The organism is Vibrio sp. 1874, from assembly GCF_033344395.1.
Taxonomy (GTDB): domain Bacteria; phylum Pseudomonadota; class Gammaproteobacteria; order Enterobacterales; family Vibrionaceae; genus Vibrio; species Vibrio alginolyticus.
This window is the reverse complement of the sequence record NZ_JAWPOR010000025.1, coordinates 34414-47562: the sequence shown is the minus strand read 5'-3', so window position 1 is coordinate 47562 and position 13149 is coordinate 34414. Positions and strand designations below refer to the sequence as shown.

At 47.6% G+C, this 13149-nt stretch carries 9 protein-coding genes and 1 pseudogene; 4 read left to right on the top strand and 6 right to left on the bottom strand.

The genetic code is table 11. The annotated features are described in order from the left end of the window. The 4 genes from R8N46_RS23060 to R8N46_RS23045 form a co-directional block, all read left to right on the top strand. Positions 1-440 (top strand): cation transporter (locus R8N46_RS23060; protein WP_276434605.1); only part of this gene is annotated, 440 nt, incomplete at its 5' end. A gap of 9 nt (positions 441-449) precedes the next feature. Beyond that, complete coding sequence (gene lspA / locus R8N46_RS23055) at positions 450-956, top strand: signal peptidase II (protein WP_007146113.1); 507 nt, start codon at positions 450-452, stop codon at positions 954-956. Positions 957-977: 21 nt separating this feature from the next. Beyond that, a complete protein-coding gene (locus R8N46_RS23050; RefSeq protein ID WP_048608532.1) occupies positions 978-2267 on the top strand; it encodes an ISL3 family transposase in 1290 nt (429 codons plus the stop codon). 41 nt (positions 2268-2308) lie between these two features. Further along, on the top strand, positions 2309-2983 hold the full coding sequence (locus R8N46_RS23045; RefSeq protein ID WP_048608563.1) for an endonuclease: 675 nt from the start codon (positions 2309-2311) through the stop codon (positions 2981-2983). Between the two features lie 408 nt (positions 2984-3391). Here the strand turns inward: R8N46_RS23045 and R8N46_RS23040 are convergent, their stop codons facing one another. From R8N46_RS23040 to R8N46_RS23020, 6 genes and pseudogenes are all read right to left on the bottom strand, one after another. Continuing rightward, positions 3392-5431: an ATP-binding protein gene (locus R8N46_RS23040; protein ID WP_004249372.1), complete on the bottom strand. Its 2040-nt coding sequence runs from the start codon at positions 5429-5431 to the stop codon at positions 3392-3394. After that, positions 5428-6846: an SIR2 family protein gene (locus tag R8N46_RS23035; protein WP_004249371.1), complete on the bottom strand. Its 1419-nt coding sequence runs from the start codon at positions 6844-6846 to the stop codon at positions 5428-5430. Before R8N46_RS23035 ends, R8N46_RS23040 begins: the two co-directional genes overlap by 4 nt. Before the next feature lie 91 nt (positions 6847-6937). Next, a pseudogene (locus R8N46_RS25770) lies at positions 6938-7021 on the bottom strand (integrase); the annotation flags it as partial. A 283-nt stretch (positions 7022-7304) separates the two neighbouring features. Next, positions 7305-11000, bottom strand: a complete 3696-nt coding sequence (gene traN / locus R8N46_RS23030; protein ID WP_276434606.1) for a conjugal transfer protein TraN — start codon at positions 10998-11000, stop codon at positions 7305-7307. A 2-nt stretch (positions 11001-11002) separates the two neighbouring features. Then, positions 11003-12031: a TraU family protein gene (locus tag R8N46_RS23025; protein WP_048608535.1), complete on the bottom strand. Its 1029-nt coding sequence runs from the start codon at positions 12029-12031 to the stop codon at positions 11003-11005. After that, positions 12015-13139, bottom strand: coding sequence for a TrbC family F-type conjugative pilus assembly protein (locus R8N46_RS23020; protein WP_276434607.1), 1125 nt, complete (start codon positions 13137-13139; stop codon positions 12015-12017). The genes R8N46_RS23025 and R8N46_RS23020 overlap by 17 nt, the downstream gene beginning before the upstream one ends. Between the last annotated feature and the right edge of the window lie 10 nt (positions 13140-13149).

The following is a 13149-nucleotide window of genomic DNA, read 5'->3' as shown; positions in this document are numbered from 1 at the left end:
CCCTGGACAATTTTGCTGATGCGGCAGTGTACGGACTCGCTCTTTATGCGGTTGGGCATAGCGTGAAAAGGCAGGTCAGTGTTGCGCACGTTGCTGGTGTGGTCCAACTGGTTTTGGCTGTTGGCGTACTCGTAGAGGTCGTGAGGCGCTTTGTCTTCGGTAGCGAGCCGGAATCGATGGTGATGATGCTTATCGCATTCGTCGCACTGATTGCCAATACCACTTGTTTGCTGCTGATATCCAAACATCGAGAGGGCGGGGCGCACATGAAGGCAAGCTGGATATTCTCGGCCAATGACGTGGTGATCAACCTGGGCGTCATCACCGCCGGCGCCCTGGTCGCGTGGACCGGATCCAATTATCCGGATCTGATTATCGGTACCATCGCGGGGGTTGTCGTGCTTAACGGAGCCAGACGCATTCTGGCCCTCAAGGGTTAGGCAACATCCATGATTGGCAAATACCTCTCGCCGTATGCCCTGTTGTCCATCTCCGGCCTGATAGCCGCGTCTGACCAGATTGTAAAATGGCTGGTCCAGCAATCAATGGCATATGGCGAGTCGGTTTCGGTGACGCCATTCTTTAGCTGGGTGCACGTATGGAACACCGGTGCCGCATTCAGTCTTTTTGCCAATGGTGGAGGCTGGCAGCGCTACTTTTTGATCGGAATCGCGGTGGTGGTCTCAATTTTGCTGATCAAGCTGGTCCTTGAGAACCGTCACAAAGGAGAGGCCATCGCCTACAGTCTTATCCTTGGTGGCGCGATGGGTAACCTGATTGATCGGATATTTCGTGGCTATGTTGTGGATTCCTTTGATGTCTATTGGCGAGCCTGGCACTGGCCGGCTTTCAATGTCGCAGATATTGCAATTGTCCTCGGTGTCTTACTTTTCGTTTCCTCAAGCTTGTTGCGTGAAAGAACAAACACCAATGTCGAAACAGATTGGTCTGACTGAGGTCTGCATCTATAAACTGCCATGACGGAAATGCCTAACAACATCTTGCACCTGCCTGAGTACCAGGTCCTGGGCTGCAAATCCACCGACGACGATATGCACTTCCAGGTGGACGCGCCCGATCCCATCGCCTGCGAGGAATGCGGCGTCCAGGGTGAGTTCGTGCGGTTCGGCAAGCGTGATGTTCCCTATCGTGATCTGCCCATCCACGGTAAGCGGGTCACCCTCTGGGTGGTCCGCCGCCGGTACAACTGCCGGGCCTGCAAGATCACCTTCAGGCCCCAGCTACCGGAGATGGTGGACGGCTTCCGCATGACGCTGCGGTTGCATGAATACGTGGAGAAGGAATCCTTCAACCACCCCTACACCTTCGTGGCGTCACAGACCGGCCTGGACGAGAAGACGGTACGCGACATCTTCAACGCCCGTGCCGAGTTCCTGGGGCGTTGGCACCGCTTCGAGACGCCCCGCATTCTGGGCATCGACGAGCTGTACCTGAACAAGCGCTACCGCTGCATCCTGACCAACATCGAGGAGCGACCCCTGCTTGACCTGCTGGCCACCCGCCGTCAGGACGTGGTGACCAACTACCTGATGAAGCTGAAAGACCGGCAGAAGGTCGAGATCGTCAGCATGGACATGTGGAACCCCTACCGGGCAGCTGTCAAGGCGGTGCTGCCACAGGCCCGTATCGTCGTCGATAAGTTCCATGTGGTGCGTATGGCCAACGATGCGCTGGAGAAGGTACGCAAGGGCCTCAGGAAGGAGCTGAAACCTTCCCAGAGCCGAACCCTCAAGGGAGACCGGAAAATCCTGCTGAAACGCGCTCACGAAGTCTCAGACCGGGAACGCTTCATCATGGAGACCTGGACAGGCGCATTCCCGCAACTGCTGGCCGCCTACGAGCACAAGGAACGCTTTTACGGCATCTGGGACGCCACCACACGACCCCAGGCAGAAACCGCCCTGGACGACTGGATAGCCACCATTCCGAAGGGCCAGAAGGAAGTCTGGAGCGATCTGGTCAGGGCTGTGGGTAACTGGCGCGAAGAGATCATGACCTACTTCGAGACGGACATGCCCGTCACCAATGCTTACACGGAGTCCATCAACCGACTGGCCAAGGACAAGAACCGTGAAGGGCGAGGTTACTCCTTCGAGGTGATGCGGGCACGAATGCTCTACACTACGAAGCACAAGAAGAAGGCTCCGACTGCGAAGGTCTCTCCGTTCTACAAGAAAACCATCGGTTACGGACTGCCGGACTTCGCAGAGGAACTCAACTACGGGGTCGATCTATCAACCATCTGAGGGTGGTATCAGGTTGGTGGGGTGAAGGTGCCCCATCAACCATTAAATCCGTATACCCTTTCTTTATAGCGTTATTCGCTATACCTGCAATTGCAGAACACCCCACATCGTTCAGTCAGGCAAAACGATTTGCCCGAGAAATTTACCAAGACAACCAGAGTACGTTTTACTGTGGATGTAGCTATAGCAATGATGGTGCGATTGATGCTGCATCTTGCGGATATGAACCAAGAAAGCAACCGAAACGAGGTGAACGCTTAGAGTGGGAACATGTAGTCTCAGCTTGGGAAATTGGCCATCAACGCCAATGCTGGCAAAATGGTGGTCGTCGGAACTGCGAAAAGAATGATCCTGAGTTTTCTAAAATGGTTTCGGATCTCCATAACCTCGTACCATCTGTAGGAGAGCTCAATGGGGATAGGTCAAATTTTCGATTTGGCATGATTCCGAATGAACCAAGATCCTATGGTCAATGTGATTTCGAAGTTGATTTCAAAGACCGTCGAGCAGAACCACCAGCTAACCGTCAGGGTGATATTGCTAGAATTTATTTCTACATGCGAGATCAATACGGCCTAAGACTCAGTAGGCAACAAACTCAGCTATTTGAAGCTTGGTCAAGAATGGACCCTGTTGACGAATGGGAAAAAGTGCGTGATTTTAAGATTAAAACTATTCAAGGTAACTCTAACTGCCATGTGTCAAATAGCTGTTAATTGAAACTAGCTGAGACAAACTTGTTGGACAAGGTTCTTTTAGCGAAAATCAGATTAACATTACTAAAATTAATCTGATAGTCGGCAACTGCCAAAGTGGACGTTCGGATCTGACTCGCTTTTGAACCATCATCAGCTTTGTCGAATTAAGTCGAATTTTCAATCAATCGTAATTCCCCCAAATTTCTCTCGTATAGCGTCGTTAATATCTATGCATTTAATAAATTGTCAGAAAGGAACCCTAAGTCACTTTGGAAAGTACCCGTTTATCGAAATTAGCGTAATAGCCTATTGATTCGCACACCACTAATAGTTCACGCCACTCATCGCTTTGGAACAAATGCGCCATAGAAAGTTAATCTTATTCGTATTGTTAAGCATCTATTTGGCGCTAATTTGGCTGGTAAATTAATCTCTGTTTTGCCATTCTTCAACGATTGGCTGCCAGTTTACTTCACGAGGCTCACCTGTGGAGTTAGACCATACGTCCCAAAAGTCAGGATCATCAGACTGAGGCCTTTGCTCTTCACTAAGTTCTTTCATTCGAACTAACACCGGTAGTTCTGAAGCCCATCCGAGTAAAATTGCATGTCGAGATGGTAGCGATGGTAGCTCTCTTAATAGCCCCCTCATGTTATCGGGAACAAGCCTATGAACTTGTTCTTGGTCTCTATCATTGCTAATTCTGTGCAGTAAAAAAGTATTACATTGAGAAAGAACAGTAGGAGATAACTCAGAAGGTCGTTGGGATGATACTACTAGTCCCAAACCAAATTTACGCCCTTCGCGAGCGATTTTTTCAAATACTTTGCAGCACACATCAGAAACTGATTGACTCTCACTTTCTTCTTTGTATCGTTTGATAAATGTATGAGCTTCCTCTGCAACCATTACTGTTGGTAATGGTTTTCCATTCATCTTCCGATATCGTTGAAGAGCTTCAAAAGTCACTCTAGAGATTACTGCTGTTACAAGATGGATAATTTCATTGGGAACTAGTGATAGGTCGATAACAGTGATAGCACCATGAGTATCCTTCCCAAGAAAAGTATCTAGCCAATCAGTTAAACTTATTGGTTCCTCAGAATCTTTAGTAACTGCACTAATTCGGGTGTCACCTAGCATTGTGCGAATTCGAGTCAAAAGAAATTCCATGAACTGCTCAGTTCCCGTTTCTTGTGCTAAAGCTTCGAGATAGGCGACGAAGTCATCACCTTCAAAGCGAATAGGCGTATCTTCACTTTTCGGGAGAAGTTCTTGTTCATCACCACCAAGTGCAACATGAGCTTCTTTTAACTCAGAAATCAACTTATCAGTATCACTGACTTCAGGCTTAGCAGGCCACTGTGCTCCTCTTCTGGAAGATAGGTAAGTATTTATCGTGCTTATTACACTATTGAAAGGTTGGTTGTGGATTTTTTCGTTTAATGTTATGAGGCTAGTTTCCCATGACGTTAAACTTTCAACTAAGCCTTTGGCATGACCACCATTCACATATATCTGCCCTTGACTTGCTAGTTGCCTTATTGAAACTAAAAGTATTCCGCAAAAATGTTTTGCTTGAATTGTCACATCATCTTCTGACAACACATCATTTCTCATCGCCCTCAAAGCTCGTCGTAGTAATGGGAGTTGAACTTTTGAACTTGCCTGAGTGAACGCCCCCCATTCTGAACTGTTCCATAGCCATGATGGTACTTTAAGTTCTAACTCACCATAATCAGAGTTAGCCTCTACGCGCAATAAATTCCCCTTATATTTTGACTTTGGACCAAATGCTCGGCTGTACTCCCCGTTAGGATCAAGTATTATAAATCGAGCGTTCGGAGTTTGGCCCTGTTGTAAAACTGCGTCCAGTGACCATTGAATTAGTCCCGCCACAGAGCAAGATTTACCACTACCTGTGTTGCCTAAAACAGCTATATGTCGCCCAAAAAGCTTATCGGGGTCGATTTTTATTTCTGCATTGTTAGCTAGAGGACTATCTCCTATTTTAACCCTTCTGTTTTCACCTGATTCGATTATTGAGTTTAATTGTTGGTCAGTAGGTAAAAGCACTGAATCACCAACTGAAGGAAATGCATCTGTTCCTCTGGTGAATTTGAAACCATCGTTTTTTCTATCGCTTCTCAATGTACCAACGGGGTTGATACTGAGCTTTTTTAGAGGAAAAGGTAAGTCTATCAAGCCAAAATCTTGCAAGCCTCTTCTTTTGGGGTATGGCGAGTGTTCTACTGCGATCCACTCAACTTGACCAACTAGAAATCCATCATCACTGTTTATAAGCACATAACTGTTGATTCGAGGAAAGTTGCGAGGTGAGCCTCCTTGAAGAGAGACTGAGTCTGGGGAATCAATTTCTAAGGAAACTCTAATTTCACTAGGCGATACAAAACCAACGGTTCCGATTCGTAACTGTTCCAGTCTTTCTATAGGCAAGTAACTCATGATGTTACCTCGGTGGTAGTTGCATTACCTGAGTGTTCTGACTGGATAAAGCCTCGCTGTTTTAGTAATTCGGCCATCTTTATTGATGCTTTATCTATGGCTGGTTTAGGTAGATAGTTATCAACCAAAGTTTTTAGATCCCCCAAATGGTCACCCATTAGTAAAGTGATTTGAGCTTTTCTTCCACTTTTACCAATGAAGTTCATAATTCTTTCTAGCGGATCTCCGAAAGCAATGATGACTAGATGGGTAGATGGAACGGTAAGCATATCTTCAATTACTCTGTTTATATGCTCATCACCAAAGCTATAGCCATACGTGACTAATGTACTGTTTGGACGGCTAGTCGCTGCTGCTAAGTCTCTAAATAACTCTACATAGGGGTACTCAGCGGTTTCTCTATCTTTGACTGAATTAGGGTAAATCATAAGTTGTTCATAACTATCGCTTTCGTGCCCCTCTGCTTCTAGAAACGGTTCAACAGAGCGAGCTCCAAAAGGTAGGCCAAAGCGCCTAATCGCACCATCTTGTTCGTGCCAATCTAGAGAACCGTGAAGTTTGGTAAAACGTGCCACTCCTTCCAAATATCTTGGTTCACCACGTATTCCCGGAGGGTTATAGTGATAATCAACTTCTAATCTTGAGGATCTAAAAACGGGAGCAATACTTCCAACAAAACGGTCTATGAGTCTTAAACCAGCAAGTTCAGCACCAACCTCGATAATTCGGTCATAGTTCGTTGTAAAAATATGCAATCTGTCGCGTGTAGCGGTTCTACTTGCAAAGCTCATTAAGAAACTCACAAGATAATTGAAAGTTTCCTCTTTTCGTTTTTTTTCAGCACTTTTAATTAAGTGTTCTCCTGTACTGACAGATTTTGAAAACTCACCTAGACATCGAGACAATTCCCCCTTAATTGCAGCTAAATCAGCTTTTAGGTCTCTATAGGCTGCATATGGAGCCGGGGGGTTTTCAGGTTGCGGGCTATCCAACACTGTTAAAATTTCAAGACCTTTGATAAGTTCATTAATAGCTCTAATTTGATCTTCTATATTTCCTTGTGCGCGACCAGCCGATTTGGCAGCTTTTGTAGCGAATTCATTTATTTCGCTTTGACAGACCGCTAGATCACTGATCCACCCCATTCCAACGGGTGGCACGCCTGTAGCCGACATTTGAATAGACGTACTTAAACCCGCACCGATCAATAGATTTAAATGTTCGGATTGAAAAAGTGCTGTTAACCAAGGCTCAATATTTTGGCGTAATTTCTCTATTGATATTTTAGAACCCTGTTCTCCCCATGAAGTATTCGTTGATAGGATAAAAGGATAAGAATCACTTTGCTCATTGGAGTTTGGTGTTAGCTCAATAATATCAGGAACACTGCCAACTTTAATTTGCTGAATAGTCATAAATACACTTCTCATATTTGTGTGAAAGATATAGCGTTGGGGACACAAACGTCTGCCATGAATATTTACAACTTAAGCCGTTGGCATTGAATCATCCGTCACAACTATCTGAAATCCTTAGTACATCTTCAATCTCGACACCAAGGTGTTCAATCGTGCTTTCGAGCTTAGCATGACATTTTACAATACAGAACGTTTGCATACATATTTGAGGTATCCAAGCCCAAATATGTATGAATTAAAAATGAAGATATTGAGAAAAGTGGCTTAGCTGGGTTGGTCGATTTTGGTTGGCCACGTCAGTTCCTCGCTCATAGCTATCTGTCCGATGTCCAACTCTATTTATCGAAACTACTACAAACACATTTTTGCAAATTTGTCGCAGTTACATAAATGCATATTGATTATTTTTTCTGCTCCATTAGTCCTGCAAAACGGGGCTAACGGAGCAATTTATTCTAATTGTTCCCCGAGACTTCTTCCGTTGCCTCCTGGCGAAGTTTCTGGGCATCCATTCCGTTTAGCCGTTCAATGGCTCTATCTGCGGCACTCTGACGATTTCCATCAACGTTTAGCGTACTTCCTGAGCCTGTGAGTCGTTCCAGATCCAGTGACGGTACTTCGGGTAGGTTGCCTGTTATCGACAAGATACCTATCCATTCATCGAGATTGACTTGGCTCCAATCTACCTGGTTTAACTGACTCGCGGTCAAACCTTCACAGTTTGGTGACTTGGCACTGCCCCAACCAAGGCCCAATTGAGGGCGTACTTGTTCTTGAATGATCCGTGAAAGTGGCGAAGTAAAACAGCAATATGACTGCCGTTTTTCAACACAGGCACCTAAGAACTTAGACTTGCAGTAAGAGCCTACATAGTGGCAACTCTTCAATACCCGCTTGGCGTTCATTTCAAACTCGCTCTGCTCACATTTCCAGATAAGCTGAATGAGGATCATAGTGACTGAATAAATCATGTAGGCCGTCATAACCGTACTCAGAACCGCGCCCGCAGCGCCCCCCAGGGCAAAGTTACCACCCGAAACGACACCATCGGCTCCAACCGCACCACCAACGTTACTAAACAGTGCCGATTGCGCCCCCGAACCAAACGTAGAGCCTACCCACTCAGCCGTTTTGTTGGTCAACACCTGCATAAAGCCAGTCGCAGCTTGCTCCGCTCCCGCGCCAGCAGCCGTTGATGGCCCAGCCCCCATGAGAGAGTCCCATGCAGACACAAAAGGCTCTTTAACCGCACTCCAGGTACTGGTGATTGGTTCCCTGAGCGTATTCCACGAACCATAGATTGCCGAAGACGGATTCATGGCCATGACTGCCGTATCAAGCTTGTTGACCGCAACTATCATCGTGATGTAATCCGATAGCGACACGCCACTTGGCTTTTCACAGCAATCCACTATGCCGCCAACGGCTTTTTTGCACTGGCCAGCATTACCTTTAAAGACCGTACACTCGACGTTATCTTGGCCATCAGCTCCTGTGCATGACATATCATTGGTCATAAACTGCGCCGCATTAAGCATCGCAGCGGCCTCTGCAAAGTTAGCCTGCTTGATTGACTCTGGCTCTAAACAATCTGTGCCCATACAGCGAACTGGCCCCTCACAGTTGTATTGAGTTTCCATTCGAGCGTTTTGCACTTCAACGCTTTGTCCGCAGTCATACACCAAACTTTGGATATAACAGAAGCCTTCATGACCAGCCCCGCCCTCAGTACATTCGGTTCTGACGTACTGGCAGGCCGGATTTTGCTCTAGCGCGGCACACGTATTGGTGGTCGTGTTTTGTCCGTTATTGACGATGGTTTGTGTATTACCATTGGCATCTACCCAGCTATCTGAGCTGCCCATGTTGAACTCTGGGTGAGCAGTCGAGGCATTATAGGTCGCTTTTGCCCTCCAGCATGAGAGCCCCAGTCCATCAGAGCTGCCACGACTGGTTAAATGAGCAGGAGACGAAACAACCGCTGGATAAAGGCTTCCAAGATTGGCCAACTCGCCACTACCAACCGTTAACCCGTCGATTCGTTTTGTGCTCGTATCCAAACACTGCCACTGCACCGCAGTAAACTGATCCGTTTGCATCAAGCATTGGTCTATGCCCGGATCACTTGATTGATGAACAACGTTTTGCTCTAAGTATTTGCCAGAGAAGGTCAAGGAAGCACTCAGTTTCGCAGGAGCCAAACACTTCTGAACTTCTCGGCTGCAAGTATCGAAATCGACTTTGTTCCAGCCGGACTCACATCTGGAACGCGTGACTTCCTGGGGTTCATGCCACGAAATAATCGACCCATTAACGACCTTGCTGCACAATGAGCCAACCAAGGTTCCTTTTGGACAGGTCATTTCAGGGTACTTAATGGACGGTTTCGTCTCAGTCACCGTTTCCTTATTGCCCGTCAGTGAGAGTGTCGTTTTCCAACCATTTGCCTTGGATGGCGACTCGGTGATTTTTATCTCAGTATTTTGATTATCAAAAATCCTCAGTGTCGCGTTTCCAGTTTGCATTGTACTGCTGTGCTGTGGAACAAAGCTGAGCGTTTCAGAGCTAAAGCAACCGCGCTCAATGGACCAGCTTTGTTGATGTGTTTCGGCGGATACACGTCGCTCTAACTGACACTGAGTAAGCGTGCTGATCTTCTCGCACACCTGGTAATCGGGTACATGCTTGGTTTCAGTAAATGGCGTGATCGTCTGAGTAGGCTCACAGGCTTCAAAACTACTCGGCATAAGATTGGATACCACACACTTTGGATCGCTGGTTTGCAATCCACAGTCATAGGTATCGGTAAAACGAGTGCATTCACCTTTATCATTGGTCTCGGCACATTCTGACGACATGAATCCACAGGAAGGATTCGCTTCAAGCACTTGGCAGGCCTGATTTTCAATCCCTTTATAGCTTTCATCATCCACACTCACTTGCACACGACGACACAAAGGCGATATGCCAGCCACTGGGCTTGGGGCAAAATAGGACTCACAAACTGAAACACCATTGACCACCGTACATCCGTTGGTTGAAGAAGGCTGATCCGTGCATTGAATGCTGTAGTCTGAAAACTTCGTCGGGATATCCGCTGCTTGTTCGATACAGGATTGTGGCGACCAACTATCATTCATCACCACCTTGGTTGGATCAAAGCGCACCTTGATGCGTGCATACCCCTCACCACTACCCGTAACCGATACGCGAATTTTTACCGGCACTTCTAAACCGGGTTCTACCGCTTTTAGCCTGGCAGTGAGATCGGTATTTGGATTGCGCTCCCAACTGGTACTGAGCTCGCAGCGACCTGACGTTTCTGGTGGAAAGTTATTGTTCGGCCCAGACCAGACTTTCTGATCGCCAAGCCAAACTTGCATGTAGTCATCCCATTTAGCGTACTCAAGAACGGCTGAGGTAATCGCATCGGGGTTCACGACTTTGAGTGTGATGGCCTGTTCAAACACTTTACAACGGCCACTCCAGTAGTTGTCGCCAATTCGTCCAATCCAAACTTCAAGACACCCCTCACCACAAGAGCGAAGGTTCATCGGTCCAGAAACATGCTCAATAATGCCTGCCGTGTAATCGTGAGTAATCGTGCAGCTGTTAACCGCTGTATTGAGCCTGTCACATTGCTGGTAATTTGGGCTGCCTTCACCTTGAGACTCACAGCCGGGGAAGCTTTGGGTTAATAGATTGGGGTCAGTTTGAACCGCATCAGTTAATGCCCAAAGCGGATCATTGACCATATCTGGCCGAGACCTGTCTTTGATTTGCTGTAGCGAACGAAATGCTTGACCCGTAGCGCCACTTTCGGATGCCATGCTCTCTTGGCGCTGTGTCCCCAATTGATTCATGCTGGCATCAGAGCCATAAACGCCCGTTAAGACATCCAATGAGCCCTGATCCATACCAGGGAAAAGCTCTTGCAAGTTAATGGACTCATTACCACTGCCATTCGGCACCGACAATGTATTGCCATTGAGTGCGGGCATCGTCCAGTTTTGCAGCAATTGCTTACCTTCTTGTTGTCCGCTTAGGCCGGATTGGCGCTGCACATCAGCGGCCACACCATGTAAGGGCAGGCACGCCATAGTGATTGATAAAATACCCGCTAACACTCGGGTAAAAAGTGTTGGTTTCATGGTTAACCTCCCGAGTTACAGCAGTCTTGCCAGCGCCACAAAATGTAGAGCGCATCTTCACCGGCACCGGGGATCGTTCGCCACTCTCCCCATTTCATGGTGCTTTCACCGATGACATGCGCACTTTCAGTTTCCGGTACAGGGAAGAACATACTCATCTTGTATTGGGATTTCGGCAGCATGGGTTCGATAACAGGTCGGCATAGCGCACTGTTCCCCATTGTTCGCCTAGCAAGACCACGCCTGTGTTGAGCCGCGATTGCACGCGCCGCTAAATGGCTGGTGTTTTCTGCTAATGAGCCAAAGGCTAAGGTGTGGCCAGATAACGGGTAGAGATGGCCCCAACTGCCAGCACACCAAAACAACTGATCGATGGGTTTACCAAGCGTTGATGAAGCAGCGTCAGCGGTACAAGCCGAAATAGCCAATGGATTAGCAACAGCAGCCGCTTCAGGCTGAGTAAAAAAGGCCAGTTCATCGTTAAGCCATGTTGGGTCCAATTCCGACAAATACATCAAGTCAAAGTCCATGTAACCATCGGCATTGCAATTGCCATCCATGAACAAATCAAGCATGACCAAAAGCGGAAAGGCGTAATAATGGTAATGGTAGAACGCAAGATCGCCGGTATCGTATTCACCTTCACCATGACCACCTTGCAGTCGTCTATCACCTAACGGTAAACGGATCCCTCCCATGGAAGGCGAACAACCCGGCGTTCTGACCAATTCAATCAGACGCGCTGGCTCCCACATGCTGGTAACAATACCTGGCCTTGGCACGCCTAAGTTGTCTTCACACAAGCAAAATGACTTGTTTGATGCGCCGCTTGGGACATTGCCAGAGCCAAGAGGAAGACCGGCAACCCGGATAGGAAAAATGCATGACCAGCAAACATCCGTCAGCAACTTGCCAGACAATAAACCCGCGTCTGGGCAGGTCAGTTCGGCTTTTGCAGGAATAGATGCGCCCAGGACAAGCATGACAACGAGAGTCCGCATCAGACGATACGTATTATTGAGCTTTTGCATGAACAAGCTCCTTTGCTGGAATTTCTTCTATTTCAAACGCGAGCCCCTTTGCTTGAACAAACGACGGGGTGACTTGCAAATCAAAGCGCTGCTTTAGCGAGGCATTGAGAAGGTAAACCGGACTGTCCAATGTCTTTTCGAGCGCATTGAGGCTATTCCAACCTTGAGCACGGTCGAGCTGCGTGGTGATAAGCGTAATGCGGCGCAGTGTCCTATCTTGGCCCTCAAGCCAATGCGAAACTGCGTCCACTTCTTCAGCGTCCGACGCATTAAACACCACAAGCTGCTGAGTAAATGGCAAGGCTTTGAGCGGGTTAATACGCGTTCCTGCTGGGATCAATGTTCGGCCATTGGCATCCAATAGTGGCCGCTTCATGACGATGGTTGGATCAACCATTCTTATCCGATACTGCGTGGCTTTGGGTAAGTCAGTGAAAGTTTGGCGAGACCAGAAACGCTCAATGGCTTTTTTCTTTAACGCGCCCAGGTCAAGCGACTGTAAACGCTGCATCGCCACTTGCATCAAATCCGGTTCTAAAATGGAATGAATCGGACCGCGTTGACCCAAAGATCCGGTATTGCCTGTTTCAATTTGACGTTGCAACCAGTCCTTGCTGTAAACCCCTAGTGCACTTGCAGTCACCTTGTTATCTTCTATGCGGAAAATGGCAGGCACGCTAGTCACCCGCCAGTGCACAAAGGCTTTCGGATCGATTCGAACCTGAGGAACAGGATCAAGTCCCGCCATCAGGGTATGCCAATCACGGATAGCCGCCCCCAAGGTCTTTCCTTCAGGAATTCCCCGAAACAACACAATAGCGCCGGTAGCACTGGCCTCTTTAAATAGCTGCATCAGTGAGGAATCCCCCAGTGAGGACGACGCAAATATCAACCATTCATCGTTGTGTTTGAGCGACTTAGGTTGTTCAATCGGTGAAAAAGGCTCGATAAATTCAGATGAACCATCCACAGCACTTTGTAAAATGCTGCGGCTCATTTCGACGATCTTTTTGTCCTCGTCAGACAACGGATAAGGCTCTTGTGCCCAGGACACTTGACTAAAAGCCAATGGCGCAACCAACAAAAATAAGAGGCATAGTCTTCTCATCTTCCACCTC

Coding starts and splice junctions, on each gene's coding strand:
- lspA (WP_007146113.1), top strand. CDS start 450: ATGATTGGCAAATACCTCTCGCCGTATGCCCTGTTGTCCATCTCCGGC.
- R8N46_RS23050 (WP_048608532.1), top strand. CDS start 978: ATGACGGAAATGCCTAACAACATCTTGCACCTGCCTGAGTACCAGGTC.
- R8N46_RS23040 (WP_004249372.1), bottom strand. CDS start 5,431: ATGAGTTACTTGCCTATAGAAAGACTGGAACAGTTACGAATCGGAACC.
- R8N46_RS23035 (WP_004249371.1), bottom strand. CDS start 6,846: ATGACTATTCAGCAAATTAAAGTTGGCAGTGTTCCTGATATTATTGAG.
- traN (WP_276434606.1), bottom strand. CDS start 11,000: ATGAAACCAACACTTTTTACCCGAGTGTTAGCGGGTATTTTATCAATC.
- R8N46_RS23025 (WP_048608535.1), bottom strand. CDS start 12,031: ATGCAAAAGCTCAATAATACGTATCGTCTGATGCGGACTCTCGTTGTC.
- R8N46_RS23020 (WP_276434607.1), bottom strand. CDS start 13,139: ATGAGAAGACTATGCCTCTTATTTTTGTTGGTTGCGCCATTGGCTTTT.